The 26,152-nt window shown below is 66.4% G+C and carries 27 protein-coding genes; 18 read left to right on the top strand and 9 right to left on the bottom strand.

Going from position 1 to position 26,152, the window contains the following annotated elements; translation table 11 throughout:
- The first annotated feature begins 3 nt into the window (after positions 1-3).
- Together VYI76_RS15055 and VYI76_RS15050 are read left to right on the top strand one after the other, a co-directional pair.
- Positions 4-1,179, top strand: coding sequence for an acetyl-CoA C-acetyltransferase (locus VYI76_RS15055; RefSeq protein ID WP_326525597.1), 1,176 nt, complete (start codon positions 4-6; stop codon positions 1,177-1,179).
- A gap of 324 nt (positions 1,180-1,503) precedes the next feature.
- The gene (locus VYI76_RS15050; RefSeq protein ID WP_326525596.1) at positions 1,504-4,767 is read left to right on the top strand and encodes a TonB-dependent receptor domain-containing protein; all 3,264 of its coding nucleotides are present in this window, start codon (positions 1,504-1,506) and stop codon (positions 4,765-4,767) included.
- Positions 4,768-4,864: 97 nt separating this feature from the next.
- Here the strand turns inward: VYI76_RS15050 and alr are convergent, their stop codons facing one another.
- The 6 genes from alr to VYI76_RS15020 all read right to left on the bottom strand — a co-directional run bounded on the left by alr (position 4,865) and on the right by VYI76_RS15020 (position 11,366).
- Positions 4,865-5,902 (bottom strand): alanine racemase, encoded by a 1,038-nt coding sequence (gene alr / locus VYI76_RS15045; protein ID WP_326525595.1) that lies wholly within the window; start codon positions 5,900-5,902, stop codon positions 4,865-4,867.
- 31 nt (positions 5,903-5,933) lie between these two features.
- Positions 5,934-7,535 (bottom strand): MFS transporter, encoded by a 1,602-nt coding sequence (locus VYI76_RS15040; RefSeq protein ID WP_326525594.1) that lies wholly within the window; start codon positions 7,533-7,535, stop codon positions 5,934-5,936.
- A 100-nt stretch (positions 7,536-7,635) separates the two neighbouring features.
- Entirely contained in the window at positions 7,636-7,899 is a 264-nt protein-coding gene (locus tag VYI76_RS15035) for a hypothetical protein (RefSeq protein ID WP_326525593.1), read from the bottom strand.
- A gap of 196 nt (positions 7,900-8,095) precedes the next feature.
- Entirely contained in the window at positions 8,096-8,452 is a 357-nt protein-coding gene (gene clpS, locus VYI76_RS15030) for an ATP-dependent Clp protease adapter ClpS (protein WP_443018974.1), read from the bottom strand.
- A 318-nt stretch (positions 8,453-8,770) separates the two neighbouring features.
- Positions 8,771-9,526 (bottom strand): phasin family protein, encoded by a 756-nt coding sequence (gene phaP, locus VYI76_RS15025; RefSeq protein ID WP_326525592.1) that lies wholly within the window; start codon positions 9,524-9,526, stop codon positions 8,771-8,773.
- Between the two features lie 103 nt (positions 9,527-9,629).
- The gene (locus tag VYI76_RS15020; protein WP_326525591.1) at positions 9,630-11,366 is read right to left on the bottom strand and encodes a PHA/PHB synthase family protein; all 1,737 of its coding nucleotides are present in this window, start codon (positions 11,364-11,366) and stop codon (positions 9,630-9,632) included.
- Positions 11,367-11,474: 108 nt separating this feature from the next.
- Between VYI76_RS15020 and VYI76_RS15015 the strand changes: the two genes are divergently transcribed.
- Both VYI76_RS15015 and VYI76_RS15010 read left to right on the top strand, forming a co-directional pair.
- On the top strand, positions 11,475-12,683 hold the full coding sequence (locus VYI76_RS15015) for an LL-diaminopimelate aminotransferase (RefSeq protein WP_326525590.1): 1,209 nt from the start codon (positions 11,475-11,477) through the stop codon (positions 12,681-12,683).
- A gap of 5 nt (positions 12,684-12,688) precedes the next feature.
- Positions 12,689-13,123, top strand: coding sequence for an acyl-CoA thioesterase (locus VYI76_RS15010; protein WP_326525589.1), 435 nt, complete (start codon positions 12,689-12,691; stop codon positions 13,121-13,123).
- 13 nt (positions 13,124-13,136) lie between these two features.
- Here VYI76_RS15010 and VYI76_RS15005 read toward each other — a convergent pair whose 3' ends face one another.
- A complete protein-coding gene (locus VYI76_RS15005) occupies positions 13,137-13,619 on the bottom strand; it encodes a winged helix-turn-helix transcriptional regulator (protein ID WP_326525588.1) in 483 nt (160 codons plus the stop codon).
- Between the two features lie 138 nt (positions 13,620-13,757).
- Here VYI76_RS15005 and VYI76_RS15000 point away from each other — a divergent pair, with 138 nt between their 5' ends.
- The 7 genes from VYI76_RS15000 (at position 13,758) to VYI76_RS14970 (ending at position 21,671) form a co-directional block, all read left to right on the top strand.
- Positions 13,758-14,063, top strand: coding sequence for a CC_3452 family protein (locus tag VYI76_RS15000; protein WP_326525587.1), 306 nt, complete (start codon positions 13,758-13,760; stop codon positions 14,061-14,063).
- 51 nt (positions 14,064-14,114) lie between these two features.
- A complete protein-coding gene (locus tag VYI76_RS14995) occupies positions 14,115-16,196 on the top strand; it encodes a RelA/SpoT family protein (protein WP_326525586.1) in 2,082 nt (693 codons plus the stop codon).
- Between the two features lie 85 nt (positions 16,197-16,281).
- The gene (locus VYI76_RS14990; RefSeq protein ID WP_326525585.1) at positions 16,282-16,797 is read left to right on the top strand and encodes a DUF2141 domain-containing protein; all 516 of its coding nucleotides are present in this window, start codon (positions 16,282-16,284) and stop codon (positions 16,795-16,797) included.
- A 64-nt stretch (positions 16,798-16,861) separates the two neighbouring features.
- Complete coding sequence (locus tag VYI76_RS14985; protein ID WP_326525584.1) at positions 16,862-17,212, top strand: hypothetical protein; 351 nt, start codon at positions 16,862-16,864, stop codon at positions 17,210-17,212.
- Between the two features lie 280 nt (positions 17,213-17,492).
- Positions 17,493-18,842: a tyrosine-type recombinase/integrase gene (locus VYI76_RS14980; protein ID WP_326525583.1), complete on the top strand. Its 1,350-nt coding sequence runs from the start codon at positions 17,493-17,495 to the stop codon at positions 18,840-18,842.
- 140 nt (positions 18,843-18,982) lie between these two features.
- Positions 18,983-19,177 (top strand): helix-turn-helix transcriptional regulator, encoded by a 195-nt coding sequence (locus VYI76_RS14975; protein ID WP_326525582.1) that lies wholly within the window; start codon positions 18,983-18,985, stop codon positions 19,175-19,177.
- Positions 19,178-19,358: 181 nt separating this feature from the next.
- The gene (locus tag VYI76_RS14970; RefSeq protein WP_326525581.1) at positions 19,359-21,671 is read left to right on the top strand and encodes a virulence-associated E family protein; all 2,313 of its coding nucleotides are present in this window, start codon (positions 19,359-19,361) and stop codon (positions 21,669-21,671) included.
- Positions 21,672-22,141: 470 nt separating this feature from the next.
- On the opposite strand, the gene VYI76_RS14965 is transcribed toward VYI76_RS14970, so the two are convergent.
- Positions 22,142-22,330 carry a DUF1508 domain-containing protein gene (locus VYI76_RS14965; RefSeq protein WP_326525580.1) on the bottom strand — a complete coding sequence of 63 codons (189 nt, stop codon included), beginning with the start codon at positions 22,328-22,330 and terminating at the stop codon, positions 22,142-22,144.
- Positions 22,331-22,378: 48 nt separating this feature from the next.
- Positions 22,379-22,594 carry a hypothetical protein gene (locus tag VYI76_RS14960; protein WP_326525579.1) on the bottom strand — a complete coding sequence of 72 codons (216 nt, stop codon included), beginning with the start codon at positions 22,592-22,594 and terminating at the stop codon, positions 22,379-22,381.
- 123 nt (positions 22,595-22,717) lie between these two features.
- On the opposite strand from VYI76_RS14960, the gene VYI76_RS14955 reads away from it, so the two are divergent.
- From VYI76_RS14955 to VYI76_RS14925, 7 genes are all read left to right on the top strand, one after another.
- Positions 22,718-23,041, top strand: coding sequence for a helix-turn-helix domain-containing protein (locus VYI76_RS14955; protein ID WP_326525578.1), 324 nt, complete (start codon positions 22,718-22,720; stop codon positions 23,039-23,041).
- The gene (locus VYI76_RS14950; RefSeq protein WP_326525577.1) at positions 23,028-23,870 is read left to right on the top strand and encodes an ImmA/IrrE family metallo-endopeptidase; all 843 of its coding nucleotides are present in this window, start codon (positions 23,028-23,030) and stop codon (positions 23,868-23,870) included. Before VYI76_RS14955 ends, VYI76_RS14950 begins: the two co-directional genes overlap by 14 nt.
- Before the next feature lie 72 nt (positions 23,871-23,942).
- Positions 23,943-24,455: a hypothetical protein gene (locus VYI76_RS14945; RefSeq protein ID WP_326525576.1), complete on the top strand. Its 513-nt coding sequence runs from the start codon at positions 23,943-23,945 to the stop codon at positions 24,453-24,455.
- Positions 24,452-24,850: a hypothetical protein gene (locus VYI76_RS14940; protein ID WP_326525575.1), complete on the top strand. Its 399-nt coding sequence runs from the start codon at positions 24,452-24,454 to the stop codon at positions 24,848-24,850. Before VYI76_RS14945 ends, VYI76_RS14940 begins: the two co-directional genes overlap by 4 nt.
- Positions 24,847-25,242 carry a hypothetical protein gene (locus VYI76_RS14935; RefSeq protein ID WP_326525574.1) on the top strand — a complete coding sequence of 132 codons (396 nt, stop codon included), beginning with the start codon at positions 24,847-24,849 and terminating at the stop codon, positions 25,240-25,242. The genes VYI76_RS14940 and VYI76_RS14935 overlap by 4 nt, the downstream gene beginning before the upstream one ends.
- Positions 25,239-25,622 carry a hypothetical protein gene (locus tag VYI76_RS14930; protein WP_326525573.1) on the top strand — a complete coding sequence of 128 codons (384 nt, stop codon included), beginning with the start codon at positions 25,239-25,241 and terminating at the stop codon, positions 25,620-25,622. The genes VYI76_RS14935 and VYI76_RS14930 overlap by 4 nt, the downstream gene beginning before the upstream one ends.
- Entirely contained in the window at positions 25,619-25,972 is a 354-nt protein-coding gene (locus VYI76_RS14925; RefSeq protein WP_326525572.1) for a hypothetical protein, read from the top strand. Before VYI76_RS14930 ends, VYI76_RS14925 begins: the two co-directional genes overlap by 4 nt.
- Positions 25,973-26,152 lie beyond the last annotated feature (180 nt).

Raw genomic sequence — 26,152 nt, 5'->3', positions numbered from 1 at the left:
CCCATGACCGACATCGTCATCGCCGCCGCCAAGCGCACCCCCGTCGGCAGCTTCCTCGGCGCGTTCGCCACCACCCCCGCGCATGAGCTTGGCCGCGTCGCGATCGAGGCAGCACTGGCGCAGGCCGGCGTGAAGGGCGAGGAGGTGGACGAGGTGATCCTGGGCCAGGTGCTGACCGCCGGCCAGGGCCAGAACCCGGCGCGCCAGGCGTCGATGGCGGCGGGCGTGCCCAAGGAAGTGCCGGCCTGGGGCGTCAACCAGGTGTGCGGATCGGGCCTGCGCGCGGTCGCACTCGCGTTTCAGGCGGTGGCCAACGGCGACGCGAAGATCGTGGTGGCCGGCGGGCAGGAATCGATGTCGCTGTCGAACCACGCCCAGGCGCTGCGCGCGGGCGCCAAGATGGGTGACGTCAGCCTGGTCGATACGATGGTGAAGGACGGGCTGACCGACGTCTTCAACGGTTACCACATGGGCATCACCGCCGAAAACCTGGCCGAACAATACCAGATCGCGCGCGGCGAGCAGGACGAGTTCGCCGTCCGCTCGCAGAACCTGGCCGAAAAGGCGCGCGAGGACGGGCGCTTCAAGGGCGAGATCGCCGCTGTGACGATCAAGGGCCGCAAGGGCGATACCGTCGTCGACGCCGATGAATATATCCGCGCCGGCGCGACGATCGACGGCGTGTCGGGCCTGCGCCCCGCGTTCAAGAAGGACGGCAGCGTCACCGCCGCCAACGCCAGCGGTCTGAACGACGGCGCCGCCGCGCTGGTGGTGATGTCGGCCGACGAGGCGAAGGCGCGCGGCATCACCCCGCTCGCGCGGATCAGGAGCTGGGCATCGGCGGGCGTCGATCCGTCGATCATGGGCATCGGCCCGGTGCCCGCATCGAAGAAGGCGCTGGACAAGGCCGGCTGGTCGGTCGGCGACCTCGACCTGATCGAGGCGAACGAGGCTTTCGCCGCGCAGGCGCTGGCGGTCGGCCGCGAAATGGGCTGGGCGGCGGACCGCGTCAACGTCAACGGCGGCGCGATCGCGATCGGCCATCCGATCGGCGCGAGCGGCGCTCGGGTACTGACCACGCTGATCTATGAAATGCAGCGCCGCGACGCGAAGAAGGGCCTGGCGACGCTGTGCATCGGCGGGGGCATGGGCATCGCGATGTGCGTCGAGCGGGACTGATCGCCCGCACCAGCCTTGGGATTTTGTCGCCCGGCACGTCGAACCTGGCGATCGGTCGAACGGCCCCTGGAGCACGACAATCCGTGCGCGATATACCGTTCTAGAACAGTAATGCTCACGCAATCTTTTGACCTGTCCAGGCGTTATTGCGTCACAAAATGTTAAGCTATTTAGCCTCGCGCGGTGGGCAATGTCACTTTGTTGCAACAGCGATGGCGAAAACCGTCCGCCGCGCTTACCATTCGTAAGAATCAGGTTGCGATAGCAGTTCCCTTCCCTTTCTGTGGGATGAACGGGTTTTCCGTCGTTAAGGGGCATTGCACCATGAAGATTTCTCGCTTGCTGGGCGCGACCGCGCTCGCCGGTTCCCTATTTGTCGGTTCTGGCGCTCTCGCGCAGGGCGCAGGTCAGGGTTCGACGACCGTGTCGGCCCCGCAGAATCAGGGCTCGCAGACCGGTCAGGATACCAGCGACTCCAGCGACACCATCCTCGTCACCGGTTCGCGCATCGCGGGCGCGACCGCGCTCGATTCGCCGGTGCCGATCACCCAGCTGACCGCGGCCGAACTGGTCGATGACGGCAACCTGTCGCTCGGCGACGCGCTGAACCGCCTCCCGTCGCTGCGCGCCACCTGGGGCCAGCAGAACTCGTCGCGCTCGATCGGCACCGCCGGTCTGAACCTGCTCGACCTGCGCGGCATCGGCATCGATCGCACGCTGGTGCTGGTCAACGGCCGCCGCCACGTCTCGTCGGTTCCCGGCCAGTATGTCGTCGATGTCAACACGATCCCGAATGCCCTGCTCGAAAGCATCGACATCATCACCGGCGGCACCTCGGCCGTCTATGGTTCGGACGCGATCGCGGGCGTGGTCAACTTCAAGCTGAAGCGTGATTTCGAGGGCCTCGAAGCCCGCTTCCAGGGCGGCGTCTCGTCGCGTGGCGATCGCGGCGCCTATCTCGGCTCGGTCGTCGCCGGCCGCAACTTCGCCGAAGGCCGCGGCAACATCGCGATCTCGGCCGAGTTCGCGCGTTCGAACACCGTGCTGCAGAGCGCGCGCAACGACCTGACCGGCGCGCTCACCGGCATTCCGGGCCTCTACGCCACTGACCCGACGTCGCAGCTCGTCAACGGCGTACTGGTCAACGAACCGCCCGAAGGCGACGGCATCCCCGACCAGAGCCTGTTCAACGCCTATCCGGGCAGCACGTTCGGCAACATCTCGCTCGGCGGCTGGATCGGGACGGCATGTCCGAACCTGGTCGGCATCCCGAACGCGGCCCTGCTCGCCCGCCGCGCCGCAGTCTGCACCGGCGCCTTCTCGCAGTCGACGCCGAACCTCGAATTCTCGAACGGCTATGCGTTCGGCGATGACGGCGTCCTGCGCCGCGACAATCCCGAGCGGGATCTGCGCTACCTTGGCGGCGGCCTGTTCGGCGGTCGCAGCGCGACCGGCCAGGAAGGCGCGATGCTGCTGCCGGGTCTGGAGCGGTACGCGACCAACCTGCTGTTCAACTATGAATTCTCGCCGGCCGCGCGCTTCTACCTCGAGGGCAAGTACGCGCACATCACCAACAACCAGACGTCGACCCAGCCGACGTTCCTCAGCGGATCGCCGCTCACCGCGACGTTCAGCGTCAACAACCCGTTCCTGTCGGCGGCCAACCGCGCCACCCTCGCGACGATTCTGGCACCGGGTGCCACCGCCTTCTCGATGCTGAAGTTCAACAACGACCTCGGCACGCGCGCGGAAGACCACAAGCGCCAGACCTATCGCATCGTCGCCGGCTTCGATGGCCAGCTGAGCGAGACGGGCAATTTGTCGTATGACATCGCGTTCAACTACGGTCGCACCAAGACCTTTTACGAGACCGGTGGCAACGTCGATATCGCGAAGTTCAACGCCGCGCTGAACGCTACGACCAATGCGTCGGGCCAGATCGTGTGCGCGGTGAACGCAGACGCGATCACCACCAACGACATGCCGGGCTGCGTCGCGTACAATCCGTTCGGCATCAACCAGGCGTCGCAGGCGGCGAAGGATTATGTCCTCTACACCTCCTCGCGTCGGGAATGGGCCGAACAGATCAACGTCGTCGCCTCGCTGGCCGGCGACACCTCGAGCCTGTTCGAACTGCCCGGCGGGCCGGTCTCGTTCGCCGTCGGCGGCGAATATCGCCGCGAGGACGCCTATCAGGCCTATGACGCGTTCACCGCGCAGCAGCCTGTGGCGGCGACCGCGCTCAACAGCTCGGGCCGCAACACCTTCCTCAACGCGTTCGCGCCGTTCGATCCGGCGGCCGTGACCGTCAAGGAAGGCTTCGGCGAAATCAAGGTCCCGCTGCTGCGTGACAGCTTCCTGAAGGAAGTTACGCTGACGGGCGCCGCGCGCTATTCTAAGTACAGCAACATCGACAAGGCGGTGTTCGCGTGGAACGCCGGCCTGGTCGTTGCCCCGGTCGATGATTTCCGCGTTCGCGTGGGCTTGGCCAAGGCGGTCCGCGCACCGAACCTGAGCGACCTGTACGGCGCGCCGGCGCAGTCGTTCTTCACCCTGGCCGACCCCTGCAACCAGGGCGCGGCCATTACGTCCAACCCCAACCGCGTCCGCAACTGCGCCGCGGCGGGCGTGCCGACGACCCTGACCTACACCGACGATCAGGGCATCGTTCGCACCGTGCCGTGGACCAACACGGCGTCGACGACGCCGCAGTTCACCACGCAGGGCAACCCGCTGCTGCAGCCAGAAACCAGCAAGAGCCTCACGGTCGGCGCGGTGTTCCAGCCGCGCTTCCTGCCGGGCTTCTCGGTCACGCTGGATTACTACCGGATCAAGGTGTCGAACGTGATCGCCAGCCTGGCGGCGCAGACGGTCATCAACCAGTGCTATGACGATCCGGTCAGCATCAACAATCCATTCTGCGCGGTCGTATTCCGTCGCACGTCGGCCGATCAGGTAGCCAACGCAACCTTTGCCGGCCAGACGGGTCGTAACCTCGCCGGCATCGGCGCGCCGGTGATCCTGCCGCTGCTTGGCCCGTCGGTGATTTCGCAGGGCTTCAACTACGCCAAGTACAAGACCTCGGGCATCGATGCCGACATCCGGTACAACCACACGTTCGGCAACGGATTGAAGTACAGCTATCGCGCGGTCATCAGCTGGCTCGAAAATCGCGAGACCTTCACCTTCATCACCGCTCCGGAACAGTCCACTCGCCAGTTCGGCACTCTGGGCGATCCGATCTGGCGCGGCACGATGCAGGTCAACCTGGCGTACAAGGGCTTCGATGTCGGCTACGACATGACCTATCTCGGCAAGCAGGCGATCTTCGGCTGGGAAACGCAGTACACCCACCAGGGTCGCGGTCCGACCAATCTCGACGTCTACAAGGACCGTGCGCACCCGGCGACCGACTATCACGATGTCCAGATCGGCTATCGTGTGAACAAGAATTATCGCGCCTACTTCGGCGTCGACAACCTGATGGATACCCAGCCGCCGAACGGCCAGAACGGCACCGGCGCCGGTGGCGGTATCTGGAACGTGGTGGGCCGCTACTTCTACGCGGGCGTGAACCTGAACTTCTAGAGGTTCGGCAACACCAAAGACCTTCGAAAGGGCCACCTTCGGGTGGCCCTTTTTTTATGCGGCGGTTCGGCGGGCCGGCAGCGGGCCGACGTGAAGTTCAGTCCTGCCAGATACGATCAAAACGGTGACCGAGCCCCGTCAGAAGTTCGTACTGCGACATCCCGCTGGCGGCGGCGGCGGCGGGCAGATCCGCGTCGAACGCGATCCAGTCGCCCTGCCCCACCGCCACGCCGGTGATGTCGAGCGCGGTCAGATCCATCGATACGCGGCCGATCACCGGCACCGCGGCATCGCCAGCGAACGCCCGGCCGCGATCCGAAAAGCCGCGCCAATAGCCATCGGCATAGCCCAGATTGACCAGCGCGACGTCGCTGTCGCGGGCGGCGGTCCACGTCGCGTTGTAGCCGACGCTATCCCCGGCAGGCACCACCCGCCGCTGGATCACCTGTGCCTCGATCCGCGCGACCGGCCGGATCACTCCGCCCAGTTCACCACGCGGCACGCCACCGTAGAGCGCGAGGCCCGGCCGGGTGAGATCGAAGGCGTAATCGCTGCCCAGCGCGATGCCCGCCGAATTGGCCAGGCTCATCCTGCGCGCGGCCGTCCGCCCCGCCAACGCGGCGAACACGTCCCGCTGGCGGTCGTTGAACGGATGATCCTCGTCGGCGCAGGCGAGATGGCTCATCAGCGTGTCGATCGCCAGCCCGTCGAGCAGCCCGGCCGCCACCTCCGCCGGCGCGATGCCCAGCCGGTTCATGCCGGTATCGACCATCACGTCGCACACGCCCCCGCCGGCCTCGCTCCAGCACCGCACCTGATCGGCGGTGCTCAGGACAGGCCGAGCCAGCGGCAGGCTGGCCGCCAGCGCCATGTCCTCGCCCCGCACCCCGTGCAGCACCGCGACCGGGAGCCCGCAACCGGATAGCGCCCGCGCCTCGCCCCAGTTCGATACGAACAGGTCGCGGCATCCCGCCGCCGCCAGCCGCCGCACCACTTCGACCGCGCCAAGGCCATAGCCGTCGGCCTTTACCGCCGCGCCGCACGCCGCAGGCCCGCTCATCCCGGCGAGCGCGCGCCAGTTGGCGACGAGCGCGGCACCGTCGAGGATCAGGCGGGCAGGCGCGGTCCAGTCCATCGGACCCGCGCTACCGCCCCGCACGCCGTCGTCAATCCTTGATGAGGTCGCGCTCACGCAGCAGCAGCATCGTCACCACCAGCGCCAGCAGCACGACGCCCCAGGTGTACCACAGCCCGGCATAGGGGTCGCCGGTGCGCGCGACGATATACTGGCTGATGAACGGCAGGAATCCGCCGAAATACCCCGTCCCGACATGATAGGGGATCGACATCGAACTGTAGCGGATCTGCGGCGGGAACATCTCGGAAAGCACCGCCGCGACGGGGCCATAGGTCATGCCCGACAACAGCGACAGGCCCAGGATGCCGATCAGGATCAAGGCGATGTCCGCTCCCTTGGGCGTCACCTTGTCGAGCGAATAGCCGGCTTCCGCCAGCGCCGCGTCGAGCGCCGCGGGCGCGGTATCGGCCTGCGGCACGCCGCCGATCGTCACCGCGACGGCGGGCGCATGCGCCTTGGTATATTGCACGCCCTTCTTCGACAGATAGTCGAGCAACTGCCCGCACTGATCGGCCTGTTTCACCGCGAACGGATCATAGGCGCAGGTCGGGCCGGCGACGATCACCGGTGCGCGCTGGGCGGCGCGGGCAAGATCGGGGTTGGCGGCATGGCCGATCAGCCAGAACAACGGGAACAGCAGGATCAGCGTGACGCCATAGCCGATCACGATCGGCGCCTTGCGACCGACCTTGTCGGACAGCCAGCCGAACAGGATGAAGAAGCCCATGCCCATCGCCGCGCCCGCGCCGACGATGATCTGGGCCGGCGTCTCCGCGACGCGCATCGGCCCCTGCAGGAACGACAGCACGCTGAACATCGCGGTGTACCAGATGACGGTCAGGCCCGCGGCGATGCCGAACAGCGCCAGCGTCAGCCGCTTGCCGTTGCCGGGATAGGTGAAGCTTTCGACGAAGGGGTTCTTCGCCATCTTGCCCGACGCCTTCATCGCCTGGAACACCGGGCTTTCGTTGAGCTTGAAGCGCATCCATAGCGAGATCGCGAGCAGCAGGATCGAGAACAGGAACGGCAGGCGCCATCCCCAGTCGTTCCACACCGCGTCGGGCATCGACAGTTTGGCGACGAGGACGACGACGAGGCTGAGGATGAAGCCGCCCGCGACGCTCGCCTGGATGAAGCTGGTGTAGAAGCCGCGCTTGCCGGCGGTCGCATGCTCCGCGACATAGATCGCAGCCCCGCCATATTCGCCGCCTAACGCCAGTCCCTGGAGGATGCGCAGGAATATGATGAGCGCCGGCGCCGCCATGCCGATCGCGGCATAGCTGGGCACCAGGCCGACGCCGGCCGTCGCGATGCCCATCAGCGTGATCGTGACGAGGAAGGTGTATTTCCGCCCCAGCCTGTCGCCGAGATAGCCGAACAGCACCGCGCCCAGCGGCCGGAAGCCGAAGCCGACCGCGAACCCCGCCCACGCGAGCAGGGTCTGCATGAGTTCGGACCCGGCCGGAAAGAAGGTCCGCCCGATGATGCCGGATGCTGCGAGGGTTCCGTAGATGAAGAAATCATACCACTCGAACACCGTGCCCAGCGACGAGGCGGAGATGACGAGTTTGACGTCCTTGGGCGCAGGCTCAGGCGCGTCTGTGGTGTCGGTTTCCCCTACGCTCGCCATGCACATCCCCCCGGTTGTCGGAGGAAGGTTTAGCGGGTGGAGGGATGGCGGCAAGTGGGGAAGCGTGAGGCGGATGCGAGGGGGCTTCGACCCGGTGCGGTTACTTCCTTCCGCTATTGTCGCCGTCTTCGGTAAAGCGCTTTCCCATCTCGTTGAAGTGCTCTTCGCTAGCGAAACCGCCGCCAAGATCATATAGATACAACGTGACGGGACATAGCTGCCCGTTTGCCCATGCTATAGCCTTTTGAACCGAGACAGCCTCCAGAGCATCGTAATCTACGGTAATCGCTGGGTCACTTGCAGGAGCTTGGTCGGCATCCGCACAACTGTTGTCATATTCGACCGCCTCGACGATAGCGTTCACCTCGCGCCATCGATACGGTCGCGTGCGGTTGTCTATGATGTTCCAAAGCATAGCCGACGTGTAGGGCGCCGGAGATCATTGGCAAAGGTAGCTAATCGCTGATCAACGCCACGCCGTCAGACGGAGCGTCTGCGCCGCACCGCTGCCCGACGTGGCGAGTCGGCGATTTGCTTGCGCAAATCGCTCGCCGCCCGCGTCACGCCTTCTCCAGCGTGCATTGCAGCGGGTGCTGGTTCTGGCGGGCGAAGTCCATCACCTGGCCAACCTTCGTCTCCGCCACTTCATAGCTGAAGGTGCCGCACACGCCGACGCCCTTCTGGTGGACGTGAAGCATCACCTGCGTCGCCTGGTCCATGTCCATGCGGAAGAAGCGCTGGAGCACCAGCACGACGAATTCCATCGGCGTGTAATCGTCGTTGAGCATCAGCACGCGGTACGGCGTCGGTTGTTTCGTCCTGGCGCGGGTCTTGGTCGCGACGCCGATGCGGGCGTCGTCATCGGTGTCGCCAGGCCGGTCGTTGTCGGTAGCGAATGGGGGAAGCGGGTATGTCACGCGGAGCAAAATATGTCGGCGGGCGGTGGGGGGCAAGGGAAGATGGGTGCCTTTCACTCCGCCTCCGTTCGTGCCGAGCTTGTCGAAGCACCGACCTTCGTGCCCCGAATGATCGCGCGGGTATCGGAGAACGGCCCTTCGGCAAGCTCAGGGCGAACGGCTGCAAGCAAAAAGGGCGGCCACCGTTTCCGGTGACCGCCCTGGTACGCTTGTACTGGACTCTTGCGCCACGCCGTCGGACGGAGCGAGCGTCGCTCGCACCGCCGCCCGCCGTGGCGTCTCCTGCGATTGCTCGCGCAATCGCAGGGCGCCCGCGCATTACGCGGCGGTCTTCACCTTCTCGACGGCGACCGCAAAGCGGTTCGAGATCGGCTGGGCCGCATCGCTCGCCAGCTTGATGAAGGCTTCGGTGTTCTTCGAGGTCTGGGCGACCGCGGCGTCGAACGCCGAGCGCATGTAATCGCCCTGCAGCTTGAAGAAGTCGGTCGGCGACTTCACCGAACCCAGGCTCTTCACGGTGGCGGTCAGGCCCTCGAACGACTTGCGGGTGTAGTCGGCATTGTCCTGGCCGAGCGTCTCGAAGCCCTTGGCCGCGATCTTGCCCGATTCGACCATCGCCTCGACGTTGCCCTTGTTGAAGTCGCCGAATTCCGCGGCGAACTTCTGCGACTTCTCGAACGACGCCTTGGCGCGGTCGTTCATGTCGGTGAGGAACTTCGGGGTCTCAAAATTGGTAGCCATGAAAGTCACTTCCTTCTTTACGGGGGTGGCGACCTTGCGGGCCGCGGTAACGACGGACTTCGCCGCCTTCTTGATCCTCGGGACCGGCGCCGCGGCCTTCACCGCCTTGGAGACGGTCTTGCCGACGGTGGCGATCTTGGCCTTCGCCGGACGGCCGACATTGCGCACGACCTTCGCCGGTGCCTCGACTGCTTCGGCGACACTGGCCTTGGCCGCAGGCACGACCTTCTCGGCCACGGCCTGAACGGTCTTCTGGACCGCCTCGGCCTGCGCTTCGACGATCGGCTTCACCGCATCGATGACGGTCGTTTCGTTCGGGGTCTTGCTCGCCATTGCTGCACCATCGGTTTTTGTTGCAGTGCACAATTAATGGCCCCGCTTGCGGATTGCAAGCGGAATTTTGTGCGATGCAACATAACCGTAATGGAAGGCGTCGTCAGCGCGTCTTCACATACTCACCTGGCGCGTCGGCGATCGCTGCCAGCTTGCCGCTGCCGGGTACGCGCGCGCCCTTCGCCTTGACCGTATCGGCTCCCCGATCACGCAGCCAGCCGATCCAGTCGGGCCACCAGCTACCCCTGGTTTCGGTCGCCCCCGCCACGAAATCCGCCAGAGTTTCGGCCGCGGCGTCATTGGTCCAATATTGGTATTTGCCCGCTGCCGGCGGGTTGACGACGCCGGCGATATGACCCGATCCCGCCAGGACGAATTTCAGGGGCCCGGCGAAATGATGCGTCACCTTCCACACGCTTTCGGCCGGGGCGATATGATCCTCGCGGCCCGCCTGGATATAGGCCGGGGTGTTCACGGTCGTCAGGTCGAGCGGCACGCCCAGCACGCTCAATGATCCCGGCACCACCAGCCGGTTGTCGCGATAGAGATCGGCCAGATAGCTCTGGTGCCATGCGGCCGGCAGGTTGGTGACGTCGCCGTTCCAATGCAGCAGGTCGAACGGCGTGTAATCGGCCCCCATCAGGTAATTGTTGCTGACATAGTTCCAGATCAGGTCGCGCCCGCGCAACAGGTTGAACGTCGCCGCCATGTAGCGCCCGTCGAGAAAGCCGTCGGTCGCCAGGCTCATGATCGCCGTGAGTTGATCGTCGTCGACGAAATGCTGGAGTTCGCCCGCGCCCGAGAAATCGACCTGCGCGGTGAAGAAGGTCGCGCTGGCGACCTTGTCCGCCTGTTCACGCGCGGTAAGCACCGCCAGCGTCGCGGCGAGCGTGGTGCCCGCGACGCAATAGCCGATCGTGTGCACGGCCGGCACATCGAGCAGATCGCGGATCGTGTCGATCGCGTCGATCTGAGCCGCGACATAATCGTCCCACAGTACGTCGGCGAGGGATGCGTCGGCCGATTTCCACGACACGACGAACACGCTCAGGCCCTGTGCCACCGCCCAGCCGATAAAGCTCTTCTCCGGCGTCAGATCCAGGATGTAGAAACGGTTGATCCACGGGGGGAAGATGACGAGCGGCGTCTCCAGTACCCGTTCGGTCGTCGGCGCGTAATGGATCAGTTCGTACAGGCGCGTGCGATGGACGACCTTGCCGGGCGTCGTCGCGATGTTGCGCCCGACCTCGAACGCCTCGCGATCGGTGTGCGTCAGCTGCCCGCGCTGCAGGTCGGCGAGCATGTTCTGCAGGCCCTTGAGCAGGCTTTCGCCGCCCGTCTCGATCGCCTTGCTGATAACCTCCGGGTTGGTCGCGGCGAAGTTGGACGGGCTCATCGCATCGACGAAGCCTCGCGTGGCGAAGCGCATCTGCTCCTTCTGCTTCGGCTCAAGCCCGTCGACCTGATCCACGCCCTTCAGCAGATGGTCCGCAATTGTCAGATAGCTCTGGCGCAGGAAATCGAAAACCGGCTGCTCGCGCCATTCGGGCGCCTTGAAGCGGCGGTCGCGCGCCTGCTCGGCCGTCTCGGCGAACGGCTCCGCATGGGCGGGGTCCAGGAACCGCTGCCACAGCTTCATCGTGTCGGACCAGAAATCGGCCGATGCCTGCATCACCTGCGCGGGGTCGAGCGTCATCGCGGGGATGGCGGGGGTCTGCACCTTCGGCATCGCTTGCGCGGCGTCGAGCCCGGCCTCAAGCATCATCTGCTGCGCGCGCCCCAGGACCCAGGTCCAGTGCTGCATGTCCTCCAGGCTGGGGGTCTTCGGCGTGTCGGTCATGACCTTCCTCTCTTGGGGCCCACACTTTCTAGCGCAGTCGTGCGCGCACGTCATTCCCGCGACCGCGCTTATGGCGTAAGGGTGCCCCCGCAACCGAAAGGGAGTGTGATGTCCGAAGAATTCTACCGCATGAAGCGCCTGCCCCCCTATGTCATCGCCGAAGTGAACGCGATGCGGGCAGCGGCGCGTGCGGCGGGCGAGGACATCATCGACCTGGGCATGGGCAATCCCGATCTGCCGCCGCCGCCGCACGTGATCGAGAAGCTGGTCGAAGTGGTGCAGAAGCCGGGCGCCCACGGCTACTCGCAGTCGCGCGGCATTCCGGGGCTCAGGCGTGCCCAGGCCAATTACTACGGCCGCCGCTTCAACGTCGATGTCGATCCCGAGACCGAAGTCGTCGTGACGATGGGGTCTAAGGAAGGGCTTGCCAGCCTGGCGACCGCGATCACCGAGCCGGGCGACGTCGTGCTGGCGCCGAATCCCAGCTATCCGATCCACACCTTCGGCTTCATCATCGCCGGGGCCACGATCCGCAGCGTTCCGACGACGCCGGACGAGGGCTATTTCCGCGCCCTCGACCGGGCGATGGCCTTCACCGTGCCGCGCCCGTCGATCCTGGTGGTCAACTATCCGTCGAATCCCACCGCCGAGACGGTCGATCTCGCCTTCTACGAACGGCTCGTCGCCTGGGCGAAGGAGAACAAGGTCTGGGTGCTGTCCGACCTGGCCTATTCCGAACTCTATTTCGACGGCAATCCGACGCCGTCGATCCTCCAGGTGCCCGGCGCCATGGACGTCGCGATCGAATTCACCTCGCTGTCCAAGACCTATTCGATGGCCGGCTGGCGGATGGGCTTCGCGGTGGGCAACCGCAAGCTGATCGCTGCGATGACGCGGGTGAAGTCATACCTCGATTACGGCGCCTTCACCCCGATCCAGGCGGCGGCGTGCGCGGCGCTCAACGGCCCGCAGGATATCGTCGAGCGCAACCGCGAGCTTTATCACAAGCGCCGCGACGTTCTGGTGGAGAGCTTCGGCCGCGCCGGGTGGGACATCCCGAGCCCCAAGGCGTCGATGTTCGCCTGGGCGCCGCTGCCGCCGGCGCTGCGCGAGATGGGCAGCCTGGAATTTTCCAAACAGTTGCTGACCCATGCCAAGGTCGCGGTGGCGCCCGGCGTCGGTTACGGCGAGGATGGCGAAGGCTATGTCCGCATCGCGATGGTCGAGAATGAACAGCGCCTGCGCCAGGCCGCCCGCAACGTGAAGAAGTATCTGCAATCGATGGGGGTCAATACCGGCACCAAGGCGGCGGGCTGAAATCCATGCCCCGCCCCGGTTTCGCCTTCTCGACGGCATTTCGCGTGCGTTACGCCGAGATCGACGGCCAGAAGGTCGTCTTCAACTCCCGCTACCTCGAATATGCCGATGTCGCGGCGACGGATTATTGGGAGTGGACCGGGGCGGAGGCGACGCTCGGCACGGCGTGGACCGAAACCGAGTTCCACGTCCGCCGCAGCGAGATCGACTATCTGAAACCGTTCGTCTGGGGCGACACCGTCGATGTGTCGGTGCGGATCGACCGGATCGGCAATTCGAGTCTGATCCAGCGGTTCGAGCTCGCCAACGGCGCGGGCGATCTGTGCGCGACGATCGACATGGTGGTGGTCAACGTCCACCTGCCGACGGGTCGGCCGATGCCGCTGGCCGACGCAGTACGGGCTTTCCTTGCCACGCTGGTGGAGCAGCAGCAGGCCTGATGCGGCGGGTCCGCTACTCGGCCGCCACCTCATCGAAGACATCCTCGGCCAACACCCATTTCAGGTCGCCCTTTTCCAGGACGCGGCCGTCGTGGCTGGTCACCTTGACCGCGCGGATCGCCCGGCCGTCGCGAGCATCGACCAGCACCGGACTCGCCGGAACGCCGGTTTCCCAGCGTTCGCCCCACTGGCGCAGCGCCACCATCGTCGGCAGCAGCGCATAACCCTTCTCGGTCAGGCGATATTCGACCTTCCGGCGATCGTCGGCACAGGTGGTCCGCTCGAGGATGCCGTGTTCGACGAAGCGGGCCAGGCGGTTCGCCAGGATATTGCGCGCGATGCCGAGTTCCGACTGAAACTCCTCGAAGTGATACAGGCCGTTGAAGGCAGCGCGCAGGATCAGGAACGCCCAGCGCTCACCCATCGCCTCCAGCGCGGCGGGCAGGCTGCACGTGGTCGCCATATCCCGCAATTGTTCGCGCAGCTTCTCGCCCATCCCACAAACCTATCGCAAAACGCCTTGGCCGCGAAGCGCTTTATCCCGTTGCAGCGCAGCACTAGTTTCTAGTTGCAACTTGCTACGCACCGGCATAGGTAGCGGATTGCAACTTGATTGCAACCCCAGGAGGACAAGATGAAGGTTCTGGCTTCGATCGCGGCCGCGTCGCTCGCGCTGCTCGGCGCGGCTCCGGCCCTGGCGCAGGGTGGCGCCTATTACACTGCGACGCCCAAGAGCGCGGTGACCAAGTCGAGCGTCGTCACCCGGACCGCGCTGTGGAAATGTGCCGACGGCCTGTGCACCGCCCCGAAGGTTTCGGAGCGCGATGCGGTGCTGTGCGAACTGGTCGCCCAGCGCGTCGGCGGCCTGTCGGCCTTCACCGTCGGCGGCACGGCCTATGGCGACGACGCGCTCGCAAAGTGCAACGCGCGGGTCAAGTAAACAACAAAAGCGTTGCAATGCAGCAGCACGGCACTCCATCTAGAGGGTGCCGTGCTGCGCCAATATGAACTCGTCGATCGGGTCCTGAGCTACGATCCGGAGGCCGACGAGGCCATGCTCAACCGTGCCTATGTGTTCTCGGTCAACGCGCATGGCACGCAGAAGCGCGCGAGCGGCGATCCCTATTTCAGCCACCCGATCGAGGTAGCCGGCATCCTGACCGAGCTTCGGCTCGACGACGAGACGATCGCGACCGCGATCCTGCACGATACCGTCGAGGACACCGTCGCGACGCCGCAGGAGATCGAGCGCCTGTTCGGCGGCAACGTCGCGCGGCTGGTCGACGGCGTCACCAAGCTGTCGCGCATCGAGGCGCAGACCGAGAGTGAACGCGCCGCGGAAAACCTGCGCAAGTTCCTGCTGGCGATGTCCGACGACATCCGCGTGCTGCTGGTCAAGCTGGCCGACCGTCTGCACAACATGCGCACGCTCCACTTCATCAAGTCGGAGGACAAGCGCCGTCGCATCGCGCGCGAGACGATGGACATCTACGCCCCGCTCGCGGAGCGGATCGGCATGTACGAGTTCATGAAGGAGATGCAGACGCTCGCCTTCCGCGAACTCGAGCCGGAGGCCTATGAATCGATCACCCGCCGGCTCGAGGCGCTGGAGAGCGACGGCCACCGGATCGAGAAGATCGCCAAGGGCCTGGGCGCGCTGCTCGATCGCGGCGGCATCCACTCCGATGTGAGCGGGCGCCAGAAGCACCCCTATTCGATCTGGAAGAAGATGTCCGAGCGCCACGTCAGCCTCGAACAGCTCAGCGACATCATGGCGTTTCGCGCGATCGTCGATACCGAGGAGGAGTGCTACCGGGCGCTGGGCCTCATCCACCGCAAATGGCCGATGGTGCCGGGACGGTTCAAGGACTATATCTCGACGCCCAAGCGCAACGGCTATCGCTCGCTGCACACCTCGGTGTTCTTTGGCGAGGATACGCGGGTCGAGGTTCAGATTCGCACCCGCGACATGCACGCCCAGGCCGAATTCGGCATCGCGGCGCACTGGGCGTACAAGCAGGGGGCGGTGCGCCCCGACACGCAGGTGCCGTGGATCAGCGATCTGGTCGAAATCCTCGAAGCGGCGGAAAGCCCGGAGGAACTGCTCGAACACACGCGGATGGCGATGTATGCCGATCGCATCTTCGCCTTCAGCCCCAAGGGCGAGTTGATCCAGTTGCCCAAGGGCGCGACGCCGATCGACTTCGCCTACGCCGTTCACACCGATCTGGGCGACCAGGCGGTCGGTGCCAAGATCAACGGGCGCGTCGTGCCGCTGCGCACCGCGATCCAGAACGGCGACAGCGTCCAGATCCTGCGGTCCAAAGGGCAGATTCCGCAGCCCAACTGGCTCAACTTCGCGATCACCGGCAAGGCGCGCGCCGCGATCCGCCGGCACCAGCGGCTGAAGGCGCGCGACGAGCGGCTGGAACTCGGCCGCAAGCTGTACGACGACATCGTCGCACGCCTGCCGGTGCCGGTCGGCGCGGAAGGCGTGGCGGAAGCGCTCAAGCGGCTCAACCTTGCCGATCTCGACGCACTGCTCGAAGCGATCGCGCTGCGCAAACTGTCAGACGCGCAGGTGCTGGAGGCGCTGATGCCGGGATCGGGTGGCGGCGACGACGCGCATCATGCCCCGCCGCAACGCCACGCGATCACCATCACCGGCCTGACCCCCGGCGTCGCCTTCGATCTCGCCGAATGCTGCCGGCCGGTGCCCGGTGACCGCATCGTCGGCATCCGCCGCGAGGGCGAGGGCATCGCCGTCCACGACATCGCCTGCCCCCAGATCGGCGATGAGGGGGACTGGGTCGATCTGTCTTGGGGCGAGCGAGCCGAAGGCGGCATCGCGCGGATCGCGGTGACGCTGAAGAACGAGCCCGGCGCGCTGGGCGCGGTGGCGACGCTGATCGGCGCGCAGAAGGCGAACATCCTGGGCCTGCGCCTCGACAACCGCGACACCACTTTCCACACCAACACGATCGATCTGGAAGTGCGCAATGCCGCGCACCTGACGCGGCTGCTCGCCGCGCTCAACGCCGCCGAAGCTGTAAGCGAGGCGCGCCGCCTTTAGGGAACGACTCGAGTGGGCGACGCCCGATTGGCGCCACATCATCGGCACAAACCCCGGCCATGACGGCATCCGTCAGCTGCAATTCATGGCGAACCGCTATGAAAATGCGGCCAGAGGAGTTGCCGAATCGATGATTGCCGCACTGCCCGCCCTTTTGCTCGCCGCCGCCCCCGCCCAGGCTGCCGACGCCTGCAGCGGCCCCGCGATGCTGGTGACGATCACCGGACTGAAGGACCGCAGCGGAACGATCCGCGTGCGCAGCTTCGGCGGCAGCCCGTCGACCTATTTCGACAAGAAACGCTACCTGCGCCGCACCGAGATCCCGACGCCGCAGGGCGGCACGGTACGCGTGTGCATGCCGGTGACCGCGTCGGGATGGTATGCCATCGACGTGCGGCACGACACCAACGGCAACGGCAAGACCGACCGGGCCGACGGCGGCGGCGCATCGGGCAACCCGAAGATCTCGCTGCTCAACGTCATGCTGGGCAACAAGCCGGCGGCGGAAAAGGTGCGGGTGTGGGTCGGCCAGGGCGTCACCACGGTGCCGGTCACGGTCATGTACCTGAAGGGCGGATCATTTCACCCGTGGGAGGAATGATCGCTGCTTTGCCAACGATTTTCGGCGGTACGCTCGGCAGAACCACGACGAGGCATTCTACGCCATGACGCAGATCATCTCGCTACTGACAGCGTTCGGTCTCGGATCGATAGTCACAACACTTGTCCAATCGTGGTTAGCCCGAAGGGCCATGAAAGACGAGCGTAGCTTCCGGGAAAAGCAGGCAGCCTTCGTTGGGTTGCTGGAAGCATATCATCGAGCCGCCGTAGAAGGGACTGACGAAGCGTCGAAGCTTTTCGCATATTGGCAGATGCGGTGCGAGTTGGTCGGCTCGGCCGTCGTGCGTGACGCAGTGCGGCGGATCGTTGAAACGAACGATGATCGAGCGGGCCGAGAGAAAGCTGACCGCGACATGAAATCGGCGATGCGAGCGGACTTGGGCGTCGACGCCTAGTATCCTCTTAGACCTAAAACATCTGCGAAGGGTGATCCCCAAATGGGGTAGGTACTCTGGTTCTGCTCGGAGAAAATGGTGCTGCCGGTGAGGATTGAACTCACGACCTCAGCCTTACCAAGAACCAGCGAACCTCTTCCATACAATCCGAGCGCTCCCGAAAACCCTAGCTTTTCCGCGGGCTCCAGCTAAATCCGGTTCCGAGAGAGCACGATTTGTTCTCACCCAAACCGGCCCGCTCCGCTACCCCGGAGCTACCCCGGGAGCGAGGAGACGCGGAATGGTGACGTCGGCAGAGATGGTCAAGGTGGGGCACCAGTCCGCCCGGGAGCGGCTCACGGACAAGCGCGTCGAGAAGCTCGCCGCCCCAGCCGGGCGGCGGGTCGAGATAGCCGACACCATCGTCCGCGAGCTCCGCATGCGCGTCAGCGACAAGGGCGCGAAGAGCTGGTCGCTGCTCTATCGCGTCGCCGGGGCCGGGGACGGCGAGACGCGCGGGACGATGAAGCGGATGACCCTCGGCGCCTACCCGCTGGTCAGCCTTGAGCGAGCGCGGGACAAGGCCCGGGAGGCACTCGACGCCGCGGACCGGGGCATCGACCCCGCCGCGCAGCGGGGCGAGGAGCTCGCCCAGCGGAAGGTCCGCACCTTCGCCGCGGTGTTCGAGCGGTTCGTCGACCTCCACGTCAAACAGAACACCAAGGAGGGCCGCTTCGCGAAGGACCGCGCGGCGGCGATTGAGGCTGTCGCCGTCGGCGGGGCCGCCGCCAAGCCCAAGGGGCCGACGAGCAAACTCGGGCGCGTCGCCGCCGAGCGCATCATTGCCGACAGCGCCCTGCCCGTCTGGCGTGAGCGGCTGATCGAGACGATCACCCGCGCCGAGGTCCACGACCTGCTCGACGACATTGTCTCAGCGAAGGGGGAGGCGCGCGCTCGTGAGCTCCGCAAGCACCTCACGAAGATGTTCAACTGGGCGGCGGACCGCGGCCACATCGCCGCCAGCCCGCTCGCCGGGATGCGGCGACCGGAGCTCGGCTACGTCGCCCGCGAGCGCGTGCTCTCGATGGAGGAGCTGGGGCGCGTCTGGGACGCCGCGGGCGAGGCGGCGTACCCGTTCGGCGACATGGTCCGATTGCTCATCCTGACCGGTCAGCGCCGCTCGGAGGTGGCGGAGCTTGAGCGGGGCTGGGTCGACGACGAGCACCGCGCGGTCGAGATACCGGCGTCGCGGTACAAGACGAAGCGGCCGCACGTCTTCCCGCTGTCGGCGCCCGCGTGGGCGATGGTGCAGGCCCTGCCCAAATGGAACGGCGGCGACTGCGTCTTCACGACGACCAGCGGTGCCCGCCCGGTCAGCGGCTTCTCGAAGGCGAAGGTCCGCCTGGACGAGCTCGTCACTAAGCGCGGGGCGAAGGCCGGGCTGGGACGGCTCCCCGCTTGGACCGTCCACGACGTCCGGCGCTCCGTCGCGACGCACATGGCGCGCCTCGGCATCCCGCAGGAGCACATCGAGCGCGTCCTCGGCCACGTCGTGCAGGGCGTCGCGGGGACGTACAACCGCTACAGCTACCTCGACGAGAAGCGGGCCGCGCTTGAGCTGTGGGGCCGCTCTTGGGCCGCCCGCAAGTAGAGCGGGGGAGTAGGCCGCGTGCACAGCCTACGCAGCGCCCGGAGCGGGGATAGTTCCACGAATACCGCTATGAGCTCGCCTGTCCGTGTACCTATTAGGTCCCTCGGTTTCGCTCGGAAGCGAAGCGAGGAGGACGGAAGATGAGTACCGAGGACAAGGTCGTGCTCGACATCGGCGGCGTGGTCCAGATGACGACGCTTTCGCAGTCGACGATCTACGCGCTGGCGAAGCGCGGCGAGTTTCCCAAGCAGGTAAGGATTGGGCCGAACCGCGTCGTGTGGCGCCGGGCCGAGGTCGTCGCGTGGCTCGAACAGAAGATGGCCGAGGCCGCCTGAAGAAGGTCCCACCCCACCATGCCTTAGAGCGGGGCGGGACCGAGTTCACGAGTTGGCGCAGACCAATGCACCGGGGACGGGTATAGCGCCCCCGGACGGCGGGGCGGAGGCCTCTCCATTGAACGCTTGGACGCTACCGTGAACCGACCCGCTCCGGCCCCGGCCGAAGAGCGAGTGCGAGATGATGGCCGAAGAGCCGAGGACGAATGCGGAGGACGCGGTCAGCTTCCTCGAATGGAAGCGCCCGGGCGGCCCTTGGCCGATAACTGCCATCGCGCCGGACGGAAACGGGACGCCGACAACTTGGCTGCGGAGCGCGGACGAGGTTCGCGATTTCATTCGCGGGAGGTCGGGTCGGGTCAATCTGTTCTACACCGTGGGCGAGGTCGAAGACGGCGTCGCAAAGAAGCCCAGCAAGAAGCAGCTCACGGAGACCGTCCACCTCCACGCGGACCTCGACCCTCCGAAGACGCTGGCGCCGGTCGAGATTGACGGTTGGATAGAGACGGCGCTCGCCCGGGTCCGGTCGCAATCGACCGTGCCGCCGCCAAGCTTGATTGCTCGCTCCGGTAACGGGCTGCATCTCCTCTGGAAGCTGGATGCGGCGTTCTTCCTCGGCGGCGACGAAAACCGGGCCGCGGACATCGAGGCGCACAACCGGTGGATCATGCGCGAATTAGGCGCGGACCCCGGAACTTGGAATGCCGACAGACTGCTCCGCGTCTACGGAACGATCAACCTGCCGGACAACAAGAAGCGCGAGGCGGGGCGCGTCGATCGCGACACCCGCGTAATAGATATGACCGACCTAGCCTACTCACTCGCCGAGTTCGGCGCGGTCGACGCCGACGCTCCCGCGACGGCGGGTCGCGTCGAGAAGCGAGCCGCCGAGCGCGGTGAGGTTTGCCGCCTGACTGACATCGCCGAGCTCGACGAGTGGGGCATCGACGATGCGGACCGCCTGCGTATGCTCATCGTGCAGGGGTGCGACCCGGACAAGTTCGACGGCGACCGCTCGAAGGTCGTCTGCGATCTTTGCTGCAACCTGCACCGGCGCGGCGTGCCCGCCGGGCTGATCGTCGGCATCATCAGCGACGACACTTGGACCATATCCGAGCACGTCATCGACAAGGGCGGACGCGACACCATCGGCTACGCTTGGCGGCAGGTCGAGCGCGCGATTGAGATGGTGGAGGCGGAGGGCGGGGCCTTCCAGACCGACAAGGACGGCAGGCCCTACGCCAACCAGCACAACGTCCGGCTGGCGCTGTCGAAGATGGGCGTGACCGTGCGCTTCGACATCTTCGCCGACCTCCCGGTCCTCGACGGCCTGCCCGGCTTCGGACCGCACCTCGACGACGCGGCGACGGCGCGCCTTTGGCTCCGCGTGATCGAGGAGCACAACGTCCACGTGAAGAAGGACTTTTTCTGGACGGTCATAGAGGACGCCGCCCGCCGCGACGCTTTCCACCCGGTCGCGGAGTACCTCGACGGACTGCGGTGGGACGGCGTCGAGCGCCTCGACCGGTGGATGGTCACGCATCTCGGGGCGACTGAAAGTGAGTACGCCCGCCACGTCGGCGCGATCATGCTCACGGCGGCCGTTCGACGCATTCGCCACCCGGGGTGCAAATTCGACGAGATTGTCGTCCTTGAGAGCGAGCAGGGCAAGTCGAAGTCGACCGCGCTGTCCATCCTCGCGGTTCACGAAGACTGGTTCTCGGATGACCTGCCGCTCGGCGCGGACGCGAAGGTTGTCATCGAGAGGACCCGCGGGCGCTTCATCATCGAGGCGGCCGAGCTCGCGGGCATGAACAAGAAGGGCTTGGAGAGCCTCAAGGCCTTCGCATCGCGACGGATTGACCGGTCCCGAATGGCTTGGGGACGGCTCCCGCACTCCGCGCCGCGACACTTCATCATCGTCGGCACCACCAACGACGACAAGTACTTAAGCGACAGCACCGGGAACCGCCGGTTCTGGCCCGTGCGCGTCGGCGAGATCGACCTCGACGCTCTGGCGCGCGACCGCGACCAGCTCTGGGCCGAGGCCGCGCAGCGGGAGGCAGGCGGGGCGAGTATCCGGCTCGACCGCTCGTTGTGGCAGGCGGCCGCCGTGGAGCAGGAGGAGCGGCGGCTCGTCGATCCGTTCGTTCATGTCCTCGCCGACGTTGTGCGCGACCTGAACGGGAAGGTGCTAAGCAAGGACGTCTGGGGCGTCATCGGCACGCCCGTCGGCCTGAGGACGCCGCAGCTTGAGGCACGTCTCGGCGCCTCAATGCGCGAGCTCGGCTTCGAGCGAGGGCAGGCGCGGTTCGGCGGCAACCCCGAGTCATGCTATCTGCGCGGCACGAAGGAGGAGCGGCTCCGGCGGATCGTCGTAGAGCGTGCGTGCGATGAACATGGCACCGCGACGGGACCTTGGACCGGCCGGATTGAGGGCGGTGCGCCGACGGCCGCGCAGCCGGGCCTCGGCCTCGACGACCAGCCGTACTGACGTAACCCCCCGCCTGCGCGAGCGGCGGCCCGGGGGGTTACGGCATTAGCCCAGGTAATCCGCGGTTCTTGCTGGCGCGTAACCCCCGTAACCCCCGTAACCCCACTTCGCCTATGCTTCCTCGCGGTCGGGACCGAGCCCAGAACCGGCGGTCCCCCTCCTATTCGCCTTTAGAGAAACGGGTCTTACGGGGGGTTACGCTTCCGCGTTGGGCGGGAAACGTGGGTTTCGGCGTAACCCCCCGGGCTTACGCTCGCGAAGAGGGGGGTTACGCTTCCGCGTTGGGCGACGCCCACGAACGGCGCCAACCGCCCAAACCGGTGCGCCTTCGCGCGCGGACGCGCGACAATCGGTCGGAGCCGAGCCTCGGCTAGGGCGAGGCCGGGCGCGCGACGTCCAGCGATACGTGGTGCGTCACGTCAGCATCCGCGCCCCGGGGTAGCCGCCGGGGTCGCGCCTTGGGCGGGCGCTCAGGGCGTGTGGAAGGTCGGGTGCGAAGCCGAGCCCTTCAGCAGCGAGATCGAATAGGTGCAATCCGAGTGATTGACGTAGCTCTCGCTGCTGCGCGCAATGGCCTTGCCGTTCGACGCGTAGTAAATCCAGTACCAGTAGCCGCCGTTGTCTTTGCGCTCCCAGTAGCAGGGGTAGGTGACCGCCATTTCAAATCTCCAGAAAGGGCTGCGCCGCCCACCGGACGGCGCAGCGAGTTACTTCTCGTGGGTGGTGGTGCTCGGGCTGCGCTTGCCGTGCGCAGTCGTCACGAAGCGCCCGGAGATGGCGCTCCGGTAGGAGCCCCCCGTGCTGCCGCTCTTGCCGCCAGCCTCACGCACCGTGGTGCTGGGGCTGCGCCGCCCGTGTGCGGTCGTGACGTACCGACCCGAAATCGCGCTCCGATAGGAGCCACCGCTCTTGCCCTTGCTCATGATCGACCTCCTTCCGGCAAAAGTTCGGTACTGCCATACTTGTTGTATGGGCATCACGAGTTCGGTTGTCAAGCACTCGCCGTCAGGTTATCACCGAACGAGCCAATCACAAATGGAGGACCGATGCCATCCCTGCTGGGCATCAAGATCAACGAGCTTCGGCGCGCCAAAGGACTCACGCTCGACCAGTTGGCGCAGGCCACGGAGAGCTCGAAAAGCTACATGTGGGAGATCGAGAACAAGGAGGTCGCGCGGCCGTCCGCGGAGAAGCTCGACAAGATCGCGGAGGCTCTCGGCGTCACGGCCGCGTTCCTGATCGACGCCTCGCAGGAGCGCCCGACTGAGGCAGTCGAGGACACGGCCTTTTACCGCAAGTACCAGAAGGCGGACCCCGGCGTGAAGGCGAAGCTGAAGCGCATCTTGGACGTGCTGGATGACGAAGACTGAGCCAAAGACCCCCCGCGCGTGGGCGAACATGCTCGTCTCGGCGTGGGGGCCGCGCTTCCCCGTCGACGTGCGGCAGATCGCATACGAGTACTCGAAGCGATTCAACGACCCCGTGCTCAAGATCGTCGAGGCCGACGTCTCGACCTTCGAGGGCGCGCTGTACCCGCTCCGGAAGAAGGGCGGATGGGCCATCCTATACAACCCGTCGATCAGCTCCCCCGGCCGCATCAACTACACCCTCGGGCACGAATGGGGCCATTACCTATGCCACCGCACGGCGGCGCCGGGGGGCTTCGAGTGCGGCGCGACCGACGTCCTCGGCGGCACCCTCGATCTTGAACGAGAGGCAGACCTATTCTCGTCGTACCTCCTGATGCCGCTGGACGACTTCCGCGCTCAGGTCGGCAATCAGCGGATGACCCTCGACCTACTGCGCCACTGCGCCGACCGCTACGGCGTCTCGCTGACCGCCGCGGCGCTCAAGTGGACCGAGAGCACCTCGCGATGCGCGGCGGTGGTCGTCGCGACCAACGGCTACGTAAACTGGTTCCGGCGCAGCGCCGCGGCCGAGCGCGCCGGTCTCTTCTTCCCGCCCGGGATGGAGCTGCCAGCAGCGTCGGCCGCTGCGATGGGCGACGTTCTGATCGCGGCCGACGGCGTCGACCTGCCGCCGGGTGTCTGGGCCAACCGCCCGGCGCGCGAGGTGGCGCTATTCGCGGACAAGTACGAGATGACCATCTCGCTCCTCGTGTTCGAGGATTTGGGCTTCATGCCGCTCGACTGGATCGAGGAGGAGGTCGAGGACACCTTCGACCGCTTCGTCCGCTGAGGTGGTCGCCGAGCGGGGATAGATCATCACTTAACCGGCGCGTTCACACCGGTCGCCAGCTACCGTTGTCGGATGGCAAACGGCATCCCCCTGTCCGCCGAGCGCAAGGCCGCCTTCATCGCCGAGCTCGCGCGCCACGGCATCGCGAACCGCGCGGCGCGCGCCGCCTCGCCGCACAGCGCCAGCGCGACCGGGTGCCTCTCCACCTTCGCCGACGAGCGCCAGCGCGATCCCGAGTTCGCGTTGGCATGGGGCGAGGCAATCGAGGAGGCCCGCGCCGAGGTCGAGCACGAGATTTATCGCCGGTCGACCGAGGGAGTCGACGAGCCTGTCTACGGGGGCAAATATCGTGAGCAAGTCGTCGGCACCGTCCGCAAGTACAGCGACCGGCTCCTCGAATTGCGCGCCCGCGCATTGCTGCCCGCCTACCGCGACGCCGCCGCGCTGAACGTCAACAAGCGCGTCGTCCACGACGTCGACGCGGGGTTGTTGGGCGACGCGGTGACGTCAGTGGCGCTGCGCCTCGCTCAGACATTCAACCCGCCACGCCTGATCGAGGCAGAGGCCGTGGAGGTCGACCGGTGACGCCCGACGCCGCCCTCGACAACCTCGCCTTCCTCGTCGGGCTGCGCCTCATGGGCGTCGACGCCCGCCGCCGATTGCGTCTCGCCCTGCTGCGACACCCGGACCTCGACACCCGGAACCGCGCCGACGGCATCGCCGAGCGCCTCGAAGGGCTCGACGCCATGCTCGACGGACGCCGCGAGCCCGAGACCCTACAGGACAGGCTCGACCTCGCCCGGGCCGAGCACGAGCGCGCCGCGGCCCCATTCGACCCCGCCTTCTGGCTCGCGCGAAGTGTCGAGCTGATGGGCGCAGGGTTCACCGCACAACAGGCCGCCCTGCTGGTCCAGGAGGTCCGCGGTCGCGTGGACGCCGACACCGCGGGCGCGCCGCAATTCGAGGAGGAGACAGCATGATCGGGAGCCTAAAGCGCCGCCGCATCGAGAAGGAGCGAGCCGACGCCGTCCCGCAGCGCGAGCGCGCGGCCCGCGACTTCGTCGCCGCGATCCGCGAGGCCGAGGGCGCACTGGAGGCGCTCAAGGCCGCGAACGACCGCTTCTACAAGTCCGACGTCCAGCACGTGCAGGCCGACCTCAACGAGCTGCGGCGTTCGCGCGACCGCATGTTCCAGTTCACCGCCGCAAAGGACGTGGTCGCCGAGGCGCCGATGCTCGGCCGCCTCTTGGGCGTGAAGGTCGCGCCGACGATGGCCCCGCCCTTCATCGACTTCGTGATCAGCACGTCCGCGCTCGACCTGCACGCCTCGGGCTCGGGCACCGTCACCCCCATCAATGGAGATCAGTCGTGACCACCCCGAAGAAGCGCTTCCGCGTGGGCAACCTCCGCCTCCGCGAGATCAGCTCGGTCGACCGCCCGGCCCAAGTCGGCGCGGTCTCGGTCCTCATGAAACGAGCAGGAGAAGACGACGTGACCACCACCGATATCCGCAAGAACGCCGCCGCCGTCGCGACCGGCAGCAACCCCGCCTTCACTGTCACCCAGTACGAGGACGCGATGTTCGCGCGCGCGGCCGACTTGAGCGCCGAGCTGGGCTGCACGCCCGAGCAGGCGCTCGCCAAGTGCCTGTCGAGCGATCCCGCGCTGCGCGACTTCGCCCACGCCTCCGAGGTCGCGCGCTGTGGCGCTTATGCGACCGAGGTCCGCAAACGCCACACTGCGGCGGCGTGAGGCGCGACGCCGACGCGCTGGCGGCCGGGTACGGAGCGCTGTTCGACCCGCTCGTCCGGGCGGCGCACATAGCCTGCCTCGAACATGCCCGACTGACCCGCGAGGACCGCTGGCCCACCGTCCAGAGCTGCCTAGACTTCGCCGCGCTCTACGGCATCCCCGGTGCCGAGCTGGCGGCGTTCTTCGGCTTCATCGGCCACCAGCACAGCGGTCGCACCATCTGGGTGGACGCCATGCGTGGGCCGGTGCCGAGTTACACCGCCCGGCAGGGCGCGACTCACCGGCAGGCGGTCGCGCTGGGCTTCCAGCAGATGGTCGCGGAGCTGCCGTCGGCGGTGGGCGGCGCATGACCTTCGGGCCATACCGGGTCTACCGCGGGCCAGACGGTGAGCAGGTCGAGACGACGCGGCGCTCGTGCCTTCGCTGCCGCCGAGTCTTCGACAGCCACGGCGTCGGAAACCGCATGTGCGAGTCGTGTCGCGCAAAATCCGCGGACGCGAGCCCCTACGCGTTGTAGCCAGGTCTTGACT

This window comes from Sphingomonas sp., assembly GCF_035910975.1.
Classification (GTDB): Bacteria; Pseudomonadota; Alphaproteobacteria; order Sphingomonadales; family Sphingomonadaceae; genus Sphingomonas.
Note: the sequence above shows the minus strand (reverse complement) of the source record. Positions and strands in the feature narration are given on the sequence as shown.

Coding starts and splice junctions, on each gene's coding strand:
- VYI76_RS15055 (WP_326525597.1), top strand. CDS start 4: ATGACCGACATCGTCATCGCCGCCGCCAAGCGCACCCCCGTCGGCAGC.
- VYI76_RS15050 (WP_326525596.1), top strand. CDS start 1,504: ATGAAGATTTCTCGCTTGCTGGGCGCGACCGCGCTCGCCGGTTCCCTA.
- alr (WP_326525595.1), bottom strand. CDS start 5,902: ATGGACTGGACCGCGCCTGCCCGCCTGATCCTCGACGGTGCCGCGCTC.
- VYI76_RS15040 (WP_326525594.1), bottom strand. CDS start 7,535: ATGGCGAGCGTAGGGGAAACCGACACCACAGACGCGCCTGAGCCTGCG.
- phaP (WP_326525592.1), bottom strand. CDS start 9,526: ATGGCGAGCAAGACCCCGAACGAAACGACCGTCATCGATGCGGTGAAG.
- VYI76_RS15020 (WP_326525591.1), bottom strand. CDS start 11,366: ATGACCGACACGCCGAAGACCCCCAGCCTGGAGGACATGCAGCACTGG.
- VYI76_RS15015 (WP_326525590.1), top strand. CDS start 11,475: ATGTCCGAAGAATTCTACCGCATGAAGCGCCTGCCCCCCTATGTCATC.
- VYI76_RS15010 (WP_326525589.1), top strand. CDS start 12,689: ATGCCCCGCCCCGGTTTCGCCTTCTCGACGGCATTTCGCGTGCGTTAC.
- VYI76_RS15005 (WP_326525588.1), bottom strand. CDS start 13,619: ATGGGCGAGAAGCTGCGCGAACAATTGCGGGATATGGCGACCACGTGC.
- VYI76_RS15000 (WP_326525587.1), top strand. CDS start 13,758: ATGAAGGTTCTGGCTTCGATCGCGGCCGCGTCGCTCGCGCTGCTCGGC.
- VYI76_RS14990 (WP_326525585.1), top strand. CDS start 16,282: ATGGCGAACCGCTATGAAAATGCGGCCAGAGGAGTTGCCGAATCGATG.
- VYI76_RS14985 (WP_326525584.1), top strand. CDS start 16,862: ATGACGCAGATCATCTCGCTACTGACAGCGTTCGGTCTCGGATCGATA.
- VYI76_RS14980 (WP_326525583.1), top strand. CDS start 17,493: ATGGTGACGTCGGCAGAGATGGTCAAGGTGGGGCACCAGTCCGCCCGG.
- VYI76_RS14975 (WP_326525582.1), top strand. CDS start 18,983: ATGAGTACCGAGGACAAGGTCGTGCTCGACATCGGCGGCGTGGTCCAG.
- VYI76_RS14970 (WP_326525581.1), top strand. CDS start 19,359: ATGATGGCCGAAGAGCCGAGGACGAATGCGGAGGACGCGGTCAGCTTC.
- VYI76_RS14965 (WP_326525580.1), bottom strand. CDS start 22,330: ATGGCGGTCACCTACCCCTGCTACTGGGAGCGCAAAGACAACGGCGGC.
- VYI76_RS14960 (WP_326525579.1), bottom strand. CDS start 22,594: ATGAGCAAGGGCAAGAGCGGTGGCTCCTATCGGAGCGCGATTTCGGGT.
- VYI76_RS14955 (WP_326525578.1), top strand. CDS start 22,718: ATGCCATCCCTGCTGGGCATCAAGATCAACGAGCTTCGGCGCGCCAAA.
- VYI76_RS14950 (WP_326525577.1), top strand. CDS start 23,028: ATGACGAAGACTGAGCCAAAGACCCCCCGCGCGTGGGCGAACATGCTC.
- VYI76_RS14945 (WP_326525576.1), top strand. CDS start 23,943: ATGGCAAACGGCATCCCCCTGTCCGCCGAGCGCAAGGCCGCCTTCATC.
- VYI76_RS14935 (WP_326525574.1), top strand. CDS start 24,847: ATGATCGGGAGCCTAAAGCGCCGCCGCATCGAGAAGGAGCGAGCCGAC.